Source organism: Streptomyces glaucosporus (assembly GCF_039533345.1).
In the GTDB taxonomy this organism is placed as follows: Bacteria; Actinomycetota; Actinomycetes; order Streptomycetales; family Streptomycetaceae; genus Streptomyces; species Streptomyces glaucosporus.
The window spans coordinates 109,110-124,703 of sequence record NZ_BAAATJ010000014.1; the positions used below are offsets into that span (position 1 = coordinate 109,110).

Annotated in this window: 13 protein-coding genes; 5 read left to right on the forward strand and 8 right to left on the reverse strand. The window is 74.8% G+C overall.

The features are described 5' to 3' along the window. Positions 1-33 precede the first annotated feature (33 nt). Positions 34-909, forward strand: a complete 876-nt coding sequence (locus ABD358_RS16370; protein ID WP_344631759.1) for an acyl-CoA thioesterase — start codon at positions 34-36, stop codon at positions 907-909. On the opposite strand, the gene ABD358_RS16375 is transcribed toward ABD358_RS16370, so the two are convergent. Then, positions 796-1,794 carry a DUF6397 family protein gene (locus ABD358_RS16375; RefSeq protein ID WP_344631760.1) on the reverse strand — a complete coding sequence of 333 codons (999 nt, stop codon included), beginning with the start codon at positions 1,792-1,794 and terminating at the stop codon, positions 796-798. The genes ABD358_RS16370 and ABD358_RS16375 overlap by 114 nt on opposite strands. Before the next feature lie 138 nt (positions 1,795-1,932). Continuing rightward, entirely contained in the window at positions 1,933-2,325 is a 393-nt protein-coding gene (locus ABD358_RS16380; protein ID WP_344631761.1) for a roadblock/LC7 domain-containing protein, read from the reverse strand. A gap of 463 nt (positions 2,326-2,788) precedes the next feature. Between ABD358_RS16380 and ABD358_RS16385 the strand changes: the two genes are divergently transcribed. Further along, a complete protein-coding gene (locus tag ABD358_RS16385) occupies positions 2,789-3,592 on the forward strand; it encodes a hypothetical protein (RefSeq protein ID WP_344631762.1) in 804 nt (267 codons plus the stop codon). A gap of 52 nt (positions 3,593-3,644) precedes the next feature. Here ABD358_RS16385 and ABD358_RS16390 read toward each other — a convergent pair whose 3' ends face one another. Further along, positions 3,645-3,830, reverse strand: coding sequence for a hypothetical protein (locus ABD358_RS16390; RefSeq protein WP_344631763.1), 186 nt, complete (start codon positions 3,828-3,830; stop codon positions 3,645-3,647). Positions 3,831-3,934: 104 nt separating this feature from the next. After that, positions 3,935-5,008 (reverse strand): fatty acid desaturase family protein, encoded by a 1,074-nt coding sequence (locus ABD358_RS16395; RefSeq protein WP_344631764.1) that lies wholly within the window; start codon positions 5,006-5,008, stop codon positions 3,935-3,937. 229 nt (positions 5,009-5,237) lie between these two features. Here ABD358_RS16395 and ABD358_RS16400 point away from each other — a divergent pair, with 229 nt between their 5' ends. Both ABD358_RS16400 and ABD358_RS16405 read left to right on the forward strand, forming a co-directional pair. Further along, positions 5,238-8,177, forward strand: a complete 2,940-nt coding sequence (locus tag ABD358_RS16400; RefSeq protein WP_344631765.1) for a DEAD/DEAH box helicase — start codon at positions 5,238-5,240, stop codon at positions 8,175-8,177. Continuing rightward, positions 8,174-9,517 carry an SWIM zinc finger family protein gene (locus ABD358_RS16405; protein WP_344631766.1) on the forward strand — a complete coding sequence of 448 codons (1,344 nt, stop codon included), beginning with the start codon at positions 8,174-8,176 and terminating at the stop codon, positions 9,515-9,517. Before ABD358_RS16400 ends, ABD358_RS16405 begins: the two co-directional genes overlap by 4 nt. On the opposite strand, the gene ABD358_RS16410 is transcribed toward ABD358_RS16405, so the two are convergent. Then, positions 9,490-10,296 (reverse strand): SGNH/GDSL hydrolase family protein, encoded by an 807-nt coding sequence (locus ABD358_RS16410; protein WP_344631767.1) that lies wholly within the window; start codon positions 10,294-10,296, stop codon positions 9,490-9,492. The genes ABD358_RS16405 and ABD358_RS16410 overlap by 28 nt on opposite strands. A 328-nt stretch (positions 10,297-10,624) precedes the next feature. On the opposite strand from ABD358_RS16410, the gene ABD358_RS16415 reads away from it, so the two are divergent. Beyond that, entirely contained in the window at positions 10,625-13,534 is a 2,910-nt protein-coding gene (locus ABD358_RS16415) for a glycoside hydrolase family 2 TIM barrel-domain containing protein (protein WP_344631768.1), read from the forward strand. A gap of 25 nt (positions 13,535-13,559) precedes the next feature. Here ABD358_RS16415 and ABD358_RS16420 read toward each other — a convergent pair whose 3' ends face one another. From ABD358_RS16420 to ABD358_RS16430, 3 genes are all read right to left on the reverse strand, one after another. Beyond that, a complete protein-coding gene (locus ABD358_RS16420; protein ID WP_344631769.1) occupies positions 13,560-14,381 on the reverse strand; it encodes an SAM-dependent methyltransferase in 822 nt (273 codons plus the stop codon). A gap of 73 nt (positions 14,382-14,454) precedes the next feature. Then, complete coding sequence (locus ABD358_RS16425) at positions 14,455-14,706, reverse strand: DUF397 domain-containing protein (protein ID WP_344631770.1); 252 nt, start codon at positions 14,704-14,706, stop codon at positions 14,455-14,457. 16 nt (positions 14,707-14,722) lie between these two features. Beyond that, positions 14,723-15,589: a helix-turn-helix domain-containing protein gene (locus ABD358_RS16430; RefSeq protein ID WP_344631771.1), complete on the reverse strand. Its 867-nt coding sequence runs from the start codon at positions 15,587-15,589 to the stop codon at positions 14,723-14,725. Positions 15,590-15,594 lie beyond the last annotated feature (5 nt).

Genomic DNA, 15,594 nt, shown 5'->3' on the forward strand with positions numbered 1-15,594 from the left:
GGCGGCCCGGGAGCGAACGAGGGAGCACCGACGATGACCGACCCCCACAGCCCGACCGAACGCCTGGTCGATCTGCTGGATCTGGAGCGGATCGAGGAGAACATCTTCCGCGGCCACAGTCCCGACGAGCCTCTGCAGCGCGTCTTCGGCGGCCAGGTCGCCGGGCAGGCTCTGGTCGCGGCCGGGCGCACCACCGACGGGGACCGCCCGGTGCACTCCCTGCACGCGTATTTCCTCCGCCCGGGAGTGCCCGGGGTTCCGATCGTGTACATGGTCGAGCGGGTGCGCGACGGGCGGTCCTTCACCACCCGCCGTGTGGTGGCCGTGCAGCAGGGCCGGACGATCTTCAACCTGACCGCCTCCTTCCACCGGGGTGAGCAGGGTTTCGAGCACCAGCTGCCGATGCCCGGCGTACCGGATCCGGAGTCGCTGCCGAAGCTGGCCGACGAGGTCCGCGAACACCTGGGCACGCTGCCCGAGTCGCTGGAGCGCATGGCGCACCACCAGCCCTTCGACATCCGGTACGTGGAGCGGCTGCGCTGGACGCCGCAGGAGCTGGAAGGGGTGGAGCCGCGCAGCGCGGTGTGGATGCGGGCGGTGGGGCCCCTGGGCGACGACCCCCTCGTCCACACCTGCGCCGTCACCTACGCCAGCGACATGACGCTGCTGGACGCGGTGCGCCTTCCGGTCGAACCCCTGTGGGGGCCGCGCGGTTTCGACATGGCCTCGCTGGACCACGCGATGTGGTTCCACCACCCGTTCCGCGCCGACGAGTGGTTCCTCTACCAGCAGGAGTCACCCGTCGCCACCGGGGCCCGCGGGCTCGCCCGGGGGCAGATCTTCGACCGGCGGGGCCGGCTGCTGGTGTCCGTGATGCAGGAGGGCCTGTTCCGGCGGGCGGGCGGCTGACCCCCTCCCCGTCCGCCCGTCCGGGGGCCGGGGCAGCGGGCGTGCCGACCGTGCCGTGCTCAGGGCCAGGGTGAGGCCCAGCCGGTGCCAGAGGATCTCCTCCTCCCCGTCGGCCGTGAGCAGTCTTCCGACGACCTCCCGGGCGGCGAGGGAGTCCGGCCGGACGGGTGCCAGATCGGGCCGGAGTTCCTCCAGCCGGGCCCGTTCGGCCTCGTCCGGCACCACCTCCTCCACCGTCTGCGGGGCGAGCACGGCGGCGTGGGCGGCGGCCGCCGCCCACGGGTCGTCCGTTCCGCGCAGCACCTGGGCGATCCGGCGGTTGCGCCAGTGACGCGGGCGCCGGTCCTCGCCTTCGGCGAGCAGGCGCCGCAGCCCCTCGGGCAGGGCACCGCCGAGCAGTTCCGGCTGCTGCTCGGCGGTGTCCCGCAACTCGGCCGCCAGGTAGAACCACACCACGGACCGGTACCGGTTGAGGGAGAAGCGCACCGGCCCGAAGCAGCCGGCCCGGGCGAGCCGGGCGAAGCGCGCCGGGGAGACGCCCAGCAGCGCGGCGCCCTCCCGGGCACCGACCAGGCGCAGCCGCCGCCGCAGTGTGGCCGGAAATCCCTCCTCGGCGCGGAGCCGGTCCAGCTCCGCCACGGACACCCGCCGACGGCGGCCCTCCCGTTCCGGCGCCACCGTCGCCACCTCGCCGAGCTGGACGGCCAGCTCCAGCTCTCGCGGCCTCAGTCCCAGCCTCCGGTGCGCCTCGCCCAGCGGCACGGCGTCCACCGGAGCGGCCCGGACCTCCGCCTCCGTTCCCGGCGCCTCCGCCTTCCCGGACCTCACCGGCTCCGACGACGGCTCCGGGGACGGCTCCGAGAACAGCTCCAAGGACAGACCCATGGACACATTTCCCCCTCCGCAACGCCACGGTCACTGTGTGCGACGACCGTAGCCCGCCGCCGCGGCGGCGCGCGGCGCCTGTGGACAACTCGGGATCGTGCCTGGTGGGTCTGTGTCCGGTGGTGCCCGGCGGGCCGCTCAGCGGCCGTTGCGCATGGCCACGCCCAGGTGTTCGCCGACCCGGTTCACCAGCAGGGTCATCTCGTAGGCCACCTGTCCCATGTCGGCGTCCGCGGCTGCGAGCACGCACAGGCAGCTGCCGTCCCCGGCGGCCGTGACGAACAGCACTCCCTCGTCGAACTCGATCACCGTCTGCCGTACCCGGCCCACGTGGAAGTGCTCGCCCGTTCCCCTGGCCAGGCTGTGCAGCCCGGAGGAGACGGCGGCGAGGTGCTCCGCCTGGCTTCTCTCCAGGCCCTGGCTGGCCGCCGTGACCAGTCCGTCGTTGGAGAGCACCAGCGCGTGCCGCACCGACGAGATCCGCTGCGTCAGATCGTCCAGGAGCCAGTCCAGTTCACTGCTCAGGGCCATGCCCGGTTCCCCCTTCTCATGGTCATGCCGTGCCAGCCTTACCCACGACAGGCGTCCGGGCAACCACCGTTCCGGCCTGCCGAGGCCACGGCCGGAACCGGAAGGACAGGTACCGGGGCCGGGAGCGGGGAACGGCATCGGCTATGGACCAGGAGGGACGCAGGACGAGGGCAGGACGGGGCAGGACGGACCGGGGCGGGACGCGGGTGCGGGAGTTCTCCGAGCGGGCCGCCGGGCGGGAGATCCGGTCCCCCGGCGGCGGCCACGGGCCGCCGTCCGGTCTCCTGCGCCGGCACGGACGACCGCTGCCCGGCGCTGTCCGTGCGCGCCTGGCGCGCGGCCGGCCCGTCCGCCTCCACGCGCTCCGATGCGCCCGGCCTCTCGACGCCGCCCCCGTCGCATGGCTAGGGTGCGCGGACGACCAGGAGGGTACCGATCGGTAACCGGGCGAGAGGAGGCAGGCGTGCCGGAGGCCGGCAACGGACACGACGACGCGCTGTACGTGCTGACGGCGGTGCTGCTCACCCCCGCGCGGTTCCCGAGCGTCCTCGGCGACGACTACCCCGAGGCGTGCGCCGCGCTCGGGCTGGAGCCGTACGCGGAGGGCTACGGCCTCGTCCTCGGGCAGGACGGGCAGGGAGCCCGCTGGACGGTCGCCACGGAGGACGTGTCCCTCGTGGCCTGTGCGATCGCCGCCTGGGACTGCGGTATGGAGTACGACCTGTCCCCGGACGAGGGGACGATCGCCGCCGTGCTCCCCGGCTGGCCGCTGGCGCTGGCGGTGTCCGCGCCGGGCGTCCCGGCTCCCCACGACCCGGAACCCGGTCCCGGACCGGACGGCGGCCGGGCGCCGCTGACCCCGCCGGACATCACGCGCTGGGGCCCCGCGCAGCGGCGGCTGGGGGCCGACGAGATCGCGCTGCGGTGGGCCGACTGGCGCGCGCAGGTCGACGACGCGGACGTGACGTCCGCCGGCCCGGGAGAGCGGCCGCGCGGCAGGGCGCGCCGCGCCCTGGAGGAGGCCCGCGCCTACCTGGACTCCCCGCCTCCGCCCGGCCGGATCCGCTCGGCCTTCGCCACCGGCAGCGCCCGGACGCTGCGCGTGGACGGCCCCGGGTGGAGCCTGGTGGCCCGGACCGACGACATCGCGTTCGTCCTGCTGGACGACGAGCCGGGCGGGGTGCTCCCGGTGGGCCGCGGCCCGGAGCTGCCGGGGCTGCTCCGGGCCCTGGACGAGCTGGCCCTGCGGCCGGACACCGCCGTCTGAGCCGCCGTCTGAGCGCGCCTTCCCGCGCCCGGCCGCGCGGTGCGGCGCCGGCTCAGCGTCCCAGTTCCTTGCGGGTCACCCGCCGCAGCCGGCGACGTTGCGAGGGGTCGAGCATCAGGTAGGCGACCGCCGGGACACCGACGATCACCGCCACCGCGATCAGGAAACTTCCGGTCAGCCACCATAGGAACAGCCCTGCGGCCACACCGCCGACGGCGATCTTCCCTCGGTTGGTCATCTTCCACGCCTCCTCGGCGGCGGTACGGCCACCGCCCGTCATCGGAACGCCCGGGAGGGGGTCCCGGTTCCCCTCCTACCCGCTCCCGTCCGGCATGCGCGCCCTCATCCGCGCAGCGGCGCCCCGACCTCGTGCATGTGCCGCAGCGCCTGCGCGTAGGAGTCCCACAGCCCGGTCTCGGTGTACGGCACCCCCAGCGCCCGGCAGTGGCGGCGGACCAGGGGCCGGGCGAGCCTGAGGTGCGGGCGCGGCATGCTCGGGAACAGGTGGTGCTCTATCTGGTGGTTGAGACCGCCCAGCAGCCAGTCCACGACCGCTCCGCCGCGCACGTTGCGCGAGGTGAGGACCTGGCGGCGCAGGTGCCCCCAGGGCTCCCCGTCCGGGTCGGGCATCTCCATGCCCTTGTGGTTGGGGGCGAAGGAGCAGCCCAGGTGGAGCCCGAACAGCGCGTGGTGGACGGCCGCGAAGGCGAGCGCCCTGCCGGCGGGCATCGCCGACAGCAGCAGGGCCGTGTATCCGGTCAGGTGCGCCAGGATCAGCGCCCCTTCCAGGGCGCGCTCGCGTCCCCGCCGCCGCTCCCCCTCGCCGGCCCACAGCATCCGCACGCTCGCCGCCTTCAGCGCGACGCCCTCCAGGAGCAGCAGGGGGAGGAACAGCCGTGCCTGGTGACGGGTGAGCCACCGCGCGACCCCTTCCCGTCCGGCGGCCTGCCGCTGGGTCCACACCAGGACTCCGACCCCGACGTCCGGGTCCTTGTCCACGTGGTTGGGGTTGGCGTGGTGGCGGTTGTGCTTGTCGTTCCACCACATGCGGCTCATCCCGAGCAGCAGGTTGCCGTGGACGAGCCCGATCGCGCGGTTGACGCGGCGGCTCGCGGCGATCTGCGCGTGTCCGGCGTCGTGGCCGATGAAGGCGGTGCGGGCCCACAGGACGGAGAACGGGAGCGCCAGCGCCAGGACCCACCAGGAGTGCCCGAGGAGCACGGTGCCCGCGGCGACGGCGGCCAGCGCGAGCGCATTGACGGCGATGCCGGTCGCGTACCAGCCGGTGCGCCGCTCCAGCAGGCCCTGCTCCCTGACCTGCCGGAGCAGAGGCGCGAACTCGCTGCCGCCCTCGGCGGCGCCCACGGGCGGTCCGGGGCTTCGGTCCGGTGCGGCGGGCCGGGTGGTCCTGGGCATGCTGCCTCCGTGGGTTGTCTGCGGGCGCGGCTCCGGTCTGCTCAAACGTAGGGAGGGGGACGCGGCGGGGACCATGGCGGCAGCCCCCGTGCCGGCCTGGGGAGAACCCCCGTAACCGTGTTCCGTGCGGTGCCGGCGTACCGCCTTCCGGCGGGGCTTGCGCAGGGAGCGGCCGTGCTGTACGGTGAGCCGCTCTTGACTAGTCAAATTTGAGGAGTCAGTCAGCACTGTGGCTTCGCCCGTGGCACCGTCCTCGCCCCCGTCTCCCCCTCTGCTCGCCGACTGCGCCGCCGTCTTCCTCCCCGCCGATCCGCCGCGTGCCGGGCGGATCGCCTTCTGGCGTCCGGACGGCGAGCCTCCGCTCCCGGGCGGCCATCCGCCGCAGGAACTGACCGTCGCCCTGCCCGGTGCCGGAGGACGGGTGCGTCCGCACAGCGTGCCGGCGCTCGTGCTGCCCGTCGCCGACGCCCTGCCCGTGCTGACCCGGATCCGCGCCGCGCGCCGGGAGGGCGCCCCCGCGTTCTGGGGGGCGGCCGCGCTGCTGGCCCTCCACCTCGCCGCCCGGGGACGTCTGCTGCCCGGCCTGAGCCCGCTGGACCACGACGCCTGGCGGCTCGGCCCCCTCGATCCCGCCGACCTCGGCCGGCTGCGCGACCTCGCCGCCGCCATGCCGCCGTACGCCCACGCCGTACCGCTGCCGCGGGAGGCCTCCCCCGGCCCCGGCGACCTGCGGCTGCCCGATCCGGAGCGGCTCCTGCGGGCCTTCCTCGACGCCGTGGCCGACGTCCTCCCCCGCACTCCCGCGGCCGAACTCGCCGCCGGGGGCCCCGCCTTCGCCGCCGACGCCCCGCAGCACCTGCCCGAACAGCGCGCCTGGGCGGACGGCGTCGCCGCCGGGCACGACACGGGCGTGCGGCTCTCACTGCGCGTGGAGGTCCCCGGCCTCACCGGACCCGGCGCCGGGGACACCCGGGAGCCCTCCCCCGCGCCGCGCTTCCGGGCCGTCCTCCAGGTGCACGACCCCGCCGGCCCCTCCCTCGTCGCCGATGCCGCCGAACTGTGGTCCGGCGCCTCCCCGGCCGCGGCGGACTTCGGTCCGCGGGCGCGCGCGGCCACGCTGCTCACCCTGCGCCGGGCCGCCGCCGCGTGGGAGCCGCTGGCCCCGCTGCTGTCGGCGGCCGTCCCCGACTCCGTCGAACTCGCCGACGAGGAGGTCGCCGAGCTCCTCGGCGCGCCCGTCGCCCGTGCGCTGGACGCGGCGGGTCTGGCGGTGCACTGGCCCCGGGACCTGGTCCGCACGCTGGCCACCCGCGCGGTGGTCGGCCCGGAGGAGGCCGCGGACACGGGGGACGTTCCCGGGCGGGGCCGCCCCTCCTCCCCCTCCGCGCCCTCCTTCCTCTCGGCCGACGCGCTGCTCTCCTTCAGCTGGCGGTTCGCCGTCGGCGACCGGGAACTCTCCCGTGCGGAGCTGGACCGCCTCGCCGAGGCCGGACGTCCTCTCGTCCGGCTGCGCGACCGGTGGGTCCTGATCGACCCGGCCGAGGTGCGGCGGGCCCGCGACCTCCGGGACCGCGAGGTCGCCCCGCTCGACGCCCTCGGCGCCGTGCTGGCCGGCGCCCTCCCCGGCGAGGACGGCGGGAAACCCGCGGTGGAGGTGCGGGCCACCGGTTGGCTGGAGGAACTCCGCCGCCGGCTCGCCGACCCCGGGCACACCGACCCCGACCCCGTCCCCCAGCCTCCCGGACTCGCCGCCGACCTGCGCGACTACCAGCTGCGCGGCCTGAACTGGCTGCACCGGACGACCTCGCTCGGGCTGGGCTGCTGCCTCGCCGACGACATGGGCCTGGGCAAGACCGTCCAGCTCGTCGCGCTCCATCTCCACCGGCAGCTCGATCCCGCCTCGGCCGGACCGACGCTGGTGGTCTGCCCCGCCTCCCTGCTGGGCAACTGGCAGCGGGAGATCGAGCGGTTCGCCCCCGGCACCCCCGTGCGCCGCCACCACGGCACCGGCCGCGACCTGTCGAAGGCGCCCGCGGACGGGTTCGTCCTGACCACGTACGGCACCATGCGGCTCGACGCCGCCGAACTCGCCCGCGTGGACTGGGGCCTGGTCGTCGCCGACGAGGCGCAGCACGTGAAGAATCCGTTCTCCTCCACCGCCCGGCAGTTGCGCGCCATCCCCTCCCGGGCGCGGGTGGCGCTCACCGGCACCCCGGTGGAGAACAACCTCACCGAGCTGTGGGCCGTCCTCGACTGGGCCACACCCGGGCTCCTCGGCAGCCTGGGCGCCTTCCGCAGGCTCCACGCCGACGCCGTGGAGCGGGACGCGGGAACGGACGGCGGCGCCGCGGCCGAGCGGCTCGCCCGGCTGGTGCGCCCCTTCCTGCTGCGCCGCCGCAAGAGCGACCCGGGCATCGCCCCCGAACTGCCTCCCAAGACCGAGACCGACCGAGCCGTCGCGCTGACGGCGGAGCAGGCCGGGCTGTACGAGGCGGCGGTCCGCGAAGGGCTGGCCGGGATCTCCGGGGCGGAGGGCCTCGCCCGCCGCGGACGGGTCGTGGGACTGCTCACCGCCCTCAAGCAGATCTGCAACCACCCCGCGCAGTACCTGAAGGAGGAGAACCCGTGTCTGGCGGGCCGCTCGGGCAAGCTGGAACTCCTCGACGAACTGCTGGACACCATCCTCGCCGAGGGGGCGGGGGTCCTGGTCTTCACCCAGTACGTGCGGATGGCCCGGCTGCTGGAGCGCCATCTGGCCGGCCGGGGGGTGGGCGTCCAGTGTCTGCACGGGGGCACCCCCGTGCGGCGGCGCGAGGAGATGGTGGAGCGCTTCCAGAGCGGCGAGGCGCCGGTCTTCCTCCTCTCCCTGAAGGCCGCGGGCACCGGGCTCAACCTCACCCGGGCCGAGCACGTCGTGCACTTCGACCGCTGGTGGAACCCGGCCGTCGAGGCGCAGGCCACCGACCGGGCGTACCGCATCGGGCAGGACCGCCCGGTCCAGGTGCACCGACTGGTCACCGAGGGCACGGTCGAGGACCGCATCGCCGGGATGCTCGCCCGCAAGCAGGCGCTCGCCGACGCCGTGCTGGGCTCGGGCGAGGCCGCCCCGACCGAACTGACCGACGCCGAACTGGCCGGTCTCGTCGAGCTGCGGAGGGACGGACGGTGAGCGGAACGAACGGAGCGGAGGAGCGGCGCGAGCGCACCTTCGAGGCGCTGCCGCCCGCCCGCGGGCGCGGCTTCGCGCAAACCTGGTGGGGGCAGTCCTGGCTCAGGGCGCTGGAGGACACCGCGCTCGACTCCGAACAGCTCAAGCAGGGGCGGAGGTACGCCCGTGCGGGCGCGGTCGGCGCGGTCTCCGTCCGGCCGGGGCGGGTCACCGCGGTCGTCCGGGACCGCGACGGCACGCGCCGCCGCTGCGACGTGCTGGTGCAGCGGCTGGACGACGCGGAGTGGGACCGGCTGCTGGACGTGGTGGCCGGCGAGGCCGGCCACATCGCGGCACTCCTCGACCACGATCTGCCTCCCCGGCTCGCCGAGGACGCGGACGCGGCGGGCGTCGCCCTGCTGCCGGGCATCGGCGACCTGGAGCCGGAGTGCGACTGCGGGGCGTGGGACCACTGCCTCCACACCGCGGCGGTGTCCTACCAGGTGGCGCGGCTGCTGGACCGGGACCCCTGTCTGCTGCTGCTGGTCCGGGGGCGGGACGAGCGCTCCCTGCTGGAGGAGGTGCAGCGGCGCAACGCCGTGCGGGCGGACGGTACGGCGCGGGCGGACGGCTCCGCGCCGCCGGCCGACCGGGAGCCGGCGGGCGTACCGGCCGACGAGGCCTACGCGCTGGGGGCGATCCTGCCCCCGCTGCCCGCCGTGCCCGCCGTGCCCGCCGGGCCGGGCGGCTCCGCGTCGCTCACCGGCGGCGCGCCGCCCGAACCCGGTGTGGACACCGCGGCGCTGGAGTTCCTGGCGGCGCGGGCGGCCGACGCCGCGCGGCGGATGCTGGCCGGGGCGCTGGCCCCGGGCCACGCGGACACCGTCGTGCCCGCGCCGCTCACCCGGTGGCAGGACGCGGTGCGGCTGGCCGCCGCCCGCCCCGGCCCGGACGTCGCCGCGCGGCTGGCCGCGGGCTGCGGCCGTACCCCTTCGGAGCTCCGCGTGGCCGTGCGGGCCTGGGAGTTCGGCGGTCCCGAGGGGGTGGCCGTGCTGGAGGAGGAGTGGGATCCGGACCCCGAGGCGCGGGCGCGCGCCCGGGATCTGGTCGCCGCCGCCTGGGCGGACGTCCGGGGGGACGGGCGGGAGGAGGGGGAACGGCCGCGGTGGCGCGTCACCCGCAACCGCTGGACGGCTGCCGGCACGGACCTCCAGCTCCGCCTCGGGCGCGACGGACGCTGGTGGCCGTACCGGAGGGAGGGCGGCCGGTGGTGGCCCGCGGGTCCCGCGGAGCGCGATCCGGCCGCCGCTCTGGCGGGGCTGTGTCAGCTGTGTCAGGCGAGTCCTTCCATCACGGGGTAGTAGCCCCCGGACTGGCCGGCCGCCTTGGGGTGGTACGAGTTGGTGATGTTGAGCCAGTCGACGCTGTGCAGCCACGCGTCGCCGGAGCAGATCTCGTGTCCGGTGAAGCGGCCCCGCACGTCGCCGAAGGCGAAGCCGTGGTCGGCGGCGCGCTTGGCGATGACGTCGCTCAGGTGGTCGGCGGCGTCGTTGATGGCCTTGCGCGAGGTCTCGCTGAGACCGACCGCGCAGGTGCCGTTGAGCTTGTAGAAGCGGGGGTAGTTGAGCACGACCACCCGGGCGTTGGGCGCCTTGCTCCGGATGGCGCCGTAGACCGCGTCGAGCCGTCCGGGGAGGGTGCCGGCGATGTACTGGCGTGCCTGGTCGATCCGTTCGACGCAGCCGCTCGTGCCCTGCAGGACACAGGTGGTCATCGCGTCCGCGAACCCGGCGTCGTTGCCGCCGATGGAGATGCTGACCAGGGTGGTGCCCGAGTTCAGGGGGCCGAGCTGACTGTTGATGACATCGGTGGTCTTGGCGCCGGAACAGGCGGTGAAGTGGAAGGATGCGGGGGCGTTGGCGTTCTTCCACAGCACCGGGTAGGCCCTGTTGCTGCGCTTGCAGGAGCCGCTGCTGCTGTCGTAGTCGCCGGCGCCGACTCCGGAGGAGTAGGAGTCGCCGAGCGCGACGTAGGAGGTGGCGGCGGCCTCCTGGGCCGTGGCCGCACCTGCTCCGCCGAGCACGAGTCCGGCGAGGACGGTGAGGGTGGCCGCCGCGGACGCGAGACGGGGCAGCTTCATGGAGCCTCCTGGAGCGTGGGGGGACGGGGGAGGGAGTTGCGCTTACTACGTGGTAGCAGCGGCACGTTCTTTCAGGAAGTGTTCATGCCAAATCTGATCCGGTGTTCGGCTGATCAACCGAACCTCGCCCCGGGGAGTAACGCCCTTTCCTCTGACGAACCGTCCGATGGGCGATCGTGCGGGAACCCGGGTCTTGTCGGAAACTCCGGCAACGGGCAGGGTCTGCGGAGAGCCACAGGGAACAACTCAAGCGAACACAAGCGCACTGGAACGGACTTCAGCGGGCCGGCCCTGCGGGGCGGGCCGGCACGGACGACCGAGGAGACGCATGTACCACGAGGACGTGACGCCGAGCCGGGGCACCCTCCCCGCCCGCGCCTGGTACGCGGACTCCGACGCCCGGCGGCTGAGCCTGAACGGGACGTGGGCCTTCCGGCTGTGGCCGACCGCCGCCGGAGGAGGGGAGGAGTTCACCCGGCCGGACTTCGACCCGTCCGGCGACCCGGACTGGGGCGAGGTCGCGGTGCCCGGCCACTGGGTCCTCCAGGGGCACGGCTCGCCCGCGTACACCAACGTCGCCTACCCCTTCCCCGTCGACCCGCCGCGGGTGCCCACCGAGAACCCGACCGGCGACCACCGCCTCGTCTTCGACCTGCCCGGCGACTGGCCGGCCGGCGGGGAGTGCGTGCTGCGCTTCGAGGGCGTGGAGTCCTGCGCCCGGGTCTGGCTCAACGGCCAGGAACTGGGCGTCTTCCAGGGCAGCAGGCTGCCGCACGAGTTCGCGGTCGGAAGGCTGCTGAGGCCGCGCGGCAACGTGCTGGCCGTCCGGGTCCACCAGTGGTCCGCGGGCAGTTACCTGGAGGACCAGGACATGTGGTGGCTGCCGGGGATCTTCCGCGAGGTGACGCTGCTGCACCGCCCCGCCGGGTCGGTCGCCGACTTCTTCGTGCACGCCTCCTACGACCACCGCGCCGGCACCGGCACCCTGCGGGTGGACTCCGCGCCGGGCGGCCGGGTCACCGTGCCCGAGCTCGGACTCGACCTGGCCGCGGGGGAGTCCGCGACCGTCCCCGTGGAGCCGTGGTCCGCCGAGGTTCCGCGGCTGTACGGCGCCCGGCTGACCACGGAGGGCGAGACGGTCCCGCTGCGGATCGGCTTCCGCACCGTGGCGATCGAGGACGGGGTGCTGAAGGCCAACGGCCGACGCGTGCTGTTCCGGGGCGTCAACCGGCACGAGTTCCACCCGGAGAGCGGACGGACCCTGGACCTGGAGACGATGCGCCGGGACGTGGTGCTGATGAAACGCCACAACGTCAACGCCGTCCGCACCAGCCACTACCCGCCGCACCCCGCCTTCCTGGACCTGTGCGACGAGCTGGGGCTGTGGGTGATCGACGAGTGCGACCTGGAGACCCACGGCTTCGTCGACCTGGGGTGGCGCAACAACCCCGTGGACGACGAGCGGTGGACCCCGGCCCTGCTCGACCGCGCCCGGCTCATGGTCGAGCGCGACAAGAACCACCCCTCGGTGATCGTCTGGTCCCTGGGCAACGAGTGCGGCGCCGGGCGCGGCCTGACCGCGATGGCCCGGTGGATCCGCGAACGCGACCCGTCCCGGCCGGTCCACTACGAGAACGACCCCGCGTACCCCGACTCCGACCTCCACAGCCGGATGTACGCCCCGCACGAGGAGGTCGAGCTGATCGGGCGGCGGGCCGAACCGCCCCTGGAGGACCCCGGGGCCGACGCCCGGCGCCGCGCCATGCCCTTCGTCCTGTGCGAGTACGCGCACGCCATGGGCAACGGTCCGGGCGGACTGAGCGAGTACCAGCGGCTGTTCGAACGGTACGAGCGCTGCCAGGGCGGCTTCGTGTGGGAGTGGATCGACCACGGGCTGGCCCGGCGCACCGCCGACGGGCGGCCCTGGTTCGCCTACGGCGGCGACTTCGGCGAGGAGCTGCACGACGGCAACTTCGTCTGCGACGGGCTGCTCTTCCCCGACCGCACCCCCTCCCCCGGCCTCGTCGAGTACAAGAAGGTGATCGAGCCGGTCCGGATCGGGGGCGACGGGGTCGCCGGCACCGTGCGCGTCGCCAACCTCCACGACGTCGCCGACCTGTCGCATCTGGCCTTCACCTGGTCCTACGAGGTGGAGGGCGAGACGGTCGCCGACGGAACGCTGCCCGTGCCGCCGCTGGGCCCCGGCGAGAGCGCCGAGGTCGCCCTCCCTGAACCGCCCCGCACCGACCTCGCCGGCGAGGTGTGGTGGACCGTGCGGGCCGTCCTCGCCCACGACACCGCCTGGGCCGAACGGGGCCACCCGGTGGCCTGGGGCCAGCTCGCCGCCGCGCCCCTCCCCCGCACCCGCCCGGCCGCCACCCCGGTGGCGCCCCGCCGGGCCGCGGGACGGATCGACCTGGGTCCGGCCGTCTTCGACGCGGCCGACGGGCTCCTCGTCTCCCTCGGCGGCATCCCCCTGAAGGGTCCGCGACTGGACGTCTGGCGCGCCCCGACCGACAACGACAACGGCGCCTCCTGGCAGACCGACACCCGTCACGGGCTTCTGTGGCGCGAGCTGGGCCTGCACCGGATGCGGCACCGCCTCGACGCCGTCGAGACCGACGCCGCCGACGGCGGGGCTCTGACCGTGCGCACCCGTGTCGCCCCGGCCGCCACCGATCTGGGTCTGCGCGCCGTTTACCGGTGGACCGCCACCGAGCGGACGGTGCGGCTGGAGGTGGCCGTCGAGCCGGAGGGCGACTGGCCCTGCCCGCTGCCGCGACTGGGCGTGCGGCTGGGGCTGCCCGCCCGCCACGGGTACGCGCGGTGGTTCGGCGGCGGGCCGGGCGAGGCGTACCCCGACACCCGGGCGGCGGCGATGACGGGACGCTGGGAGGCGCCGGTGGACGACCTCCAGACCCCGTACGTCCGCCCCCAGGAGAACGGCGCCCGCGCGGACGTGCGCTGGGCGGAGCTGCGGGAGGACGGCGGGTCGGGCGGCGGCCTGCGGATCGAGGCCGGCTCCGCGCCCTTCTGGTTCACCGCGCGCCGCTGGACGAGCGAGCACCTCGACGCCGCCGGGCACACCTGCGACCTCGTGCCCGGCGACACCGTCTGGGTCAACCTCGACCACGCCCTGCACGGCATCGGCTCGCAGTCCTGCGGGCCCGGTGTGCTCCCCGGGTACCGGCTCCGCGCGGAGCCGGCCCGGTTCTCCTTCGTCCTCTCCGCCGCGTGATCCCGCCCGGCGGTCCGGCACCGGCTCAGCGCTTGACGCCGACCCCGCCGTAGAGCGCGACGCGGCGCAGCTCGTCCGGCTCGGGCACCGGTCCCTCCGGCCGCCACAGCGGCAGTTGGACCAGTCCGGGGTCGAGGAGGTCGTAGCCGTCGAAGAAGCGCAGTATCTCGGCGTGGCGGCGCAGGGTCACCGAGGCGGTGGCCTTCCGGTAGACGTCGGTGCCCTCTTCCACCAGGTCGCGCTCGTGGAAGTCGGGAGTGCCGTGGGTGAGGACGAGGCAGCTCCCGGCGGGCAGGGCCTTGTCGAAGGCCGCCACGATCCGGGCGGGGTCCTCGTCGTCGGTGACGAAGTGCAGGACGGCGACCAGGAGCAGGGCCACCGGCCGGTCGAAGTCGATCAGTTCGCGGACGGCCGGGTCCTCCAGGACGGCCTCGGGTTCGCGGATGTCGGCCAGGACGAACTCCGCGTTGCCCGAGCCGACGAGCTTGGCGCCCGCGTGGGCGGAGACGATGGGGTCGTTGTCGACGTACGCCACCCGGACGTCCCCGGCGACGGAGCGGGCCAGTTCGTGGGTGTTGGGCGAGGTGGGGATGCCGGTGCCCAGGTCGATGATCTGGCGGATGCCGTGGTCCCTCACCACCGTCCGTACGGCACGTCCGAGGAAGTCGCGGTTGGCGCGGGCGCTCACCCGCACGTCCGGGGCGATCGCCATGAGGCGCTCGGCGGCCTCGCGGTCCACCTCGTAGTTGTCGCTCCCGCCGAGGTAGTAGTCGTACATACGGGCCGGGTGCGGCCTGCCCGTGTCGATCTGGTCGGGCGTGAAGCCCAGGTGGGACTGGTTGGTCATGCCGTCCTCCGTCGCGGTCCTTGCGGTCTTCTCCGCGGGCTCTGCGCCCTGTGCCCTGCCCTGTGCCCGGGTCCTACGCGGGTTCGCGGGCGAGCAGGAAGTCCGCCTCGCCCGCCTTCACGCCCTGGATGAACCTCGCGATCGCGTGGCGGGTGTAGACGAGCGCGGGGCCGTCGGGGTCGGTGGACTGGCGCAGGGCCACCCGCCCGTCCGCCAGCCGCATGGCCTCCACGCAGCTTCCCCCGTTGCCGCCGCTCCACGGCCTGTGCCAGCCCTCGCTTCCCAGCTGCCGGGCCGGCATGCCGTTGTAGATACGTTCCTTCATGGCTTCACCGGTTCTTTCACAGCTCCTTGCGGAGACCGTCCAGGACGGCCTCGGTCCGCCGCACCGGAGCGGCCTGCGCGCACATCCGGTCCAGCGCCTCCTGGAACGCCGACACGTCGTCGCGCCGGTCGAAGTAGACGGCGCCCACCAGGCTCTCGCTGTAGGCGACGTCGGGCAGTTCCGGGACGGGGAACCGGAAGATGTGGAAGGGCCCGTACATGGCCGGGTGCGGACCCGCGGCGAAGGGCATGACCTGCAGGCGCACCGTCGGCATCGAGCACGCCTCGATCAGGCGGGCGATCTGCTCGCGCATGACGCCGGGGCCGCCGATGGGCCTGCGCAGGACGGTCTCGTCCATCACCACCCACAGCAGCGGCGGCTCCTCGCGGGCGAGGATCCGCTGGCGCTCCATGCGGAGGGCGAGCCCGCGTTCGATCTCCTCCTCGGGCGCGTGGGGCTGCCCCGCGCGCAGCACGGCCCGGGCGTAGTCCTCGGTCTGCAGCAGTCCGGGCACGTAGTGCGGCTCGTAGGCCCGGATGACGTGGGACTCGCTCTCCAGGCTGACGAAGGCGCTGAACCACTCGGGCAGCACATCGCGGTAGCGGTGCCACCAGCCGGGCCGGTTCGCCTCGCGGGCGAGGGCGAGGAAGCCGTCGATCTCCGCCTGGTCGGTGACGCCGTAGGTGCGCAGCAGCTTCTCGACGTAGGGGATCTTGAGGCCGACCTCGGCCCGCTCCATCCTGCGGATCGTGGCGTGGGTGACGTCGAGGGCCGCGCCCGCCTTCTCGTAGGTGAGCCCCGCCTGCTGCCGCAGATCCCGCAACCGCTTGCCGAGGACTACGCGCAGAACCGTCGGAGCGCCTCCCGTCCGGGAGTCCGCCACTGCCG

What these genes read in the sequence shown, in the direction of transcription:
- ABD358_RS16370 (WP_344631759.1), top strand. Translation starts at nt 34, where the DNA reads ATGACCGACCCCCACAGCCCGACCGAACGCCTGGTCGATCTGCTGGAT.
- ABD358_RS16375 (WP_344631760.1), bottom strand. Translation starts at nt 1,794, where the DNA reads ATGGGTCTGTCCTTGGAGCTGTTCTCGGAGCCGTCCCCGGAGCCGTCG.
- ABD358_RS16380 (WP_344631761.1), bottom strand. Translation starts at nt 2,325, where the DNA reads ATGGCCCTGAGCAGTGAACTGGACTGGCTCCTGGACGATCTGACGCAG.
- ABD358_RS16390 (WP_344631763.1), bottom strand. Translation starts at nt 3,830, where the DNA reads ATGACCAACCGAGGGAAGATCGCCGTCGGCGGTGTGGCCGCAGGGCTG.
- ABD358_RS16395 (WP_344631764.1), bottom strand. Translation starts at nt 5,008, where the DNA reads ATGCCCAGGACCACCCGGCCCGCCGCACCGGACCGAAGCCCCGGACCG.
- ABD358_RS16410 (WP_344631767.1), bottom strand. Translation starts at nt 10,296, where the DNA reads ATGAAGCTGCCCCGTCTCGCGTCCGCGGCGGCCACCCTCACCGTCCTC.
- ABD358_RS16415 (WP_344631768.1), top strand. Translation starts at nt 10,625, where the DNA reads ATGTACCACGAGGACGTGACGCCGAGCCGGGGCACCCTCCCCGCCCGC.
- ABD358_RS16420 (WP_344631769.1), bottom strand. Translation starts at nt 14,381, where the DNA reads ATGACCAACCAGTCCCACCTGGGCTTCACGCCCGACCAGATCGACACG.
- ABD358_RS16425 (WP_344631770.1), bottom strand. Translation starts at nt 14,706, where the DNA reads ATGAAGGAACGTATCTACAACGGCATGCCGGCCCGGCAGCTGGGAAGC.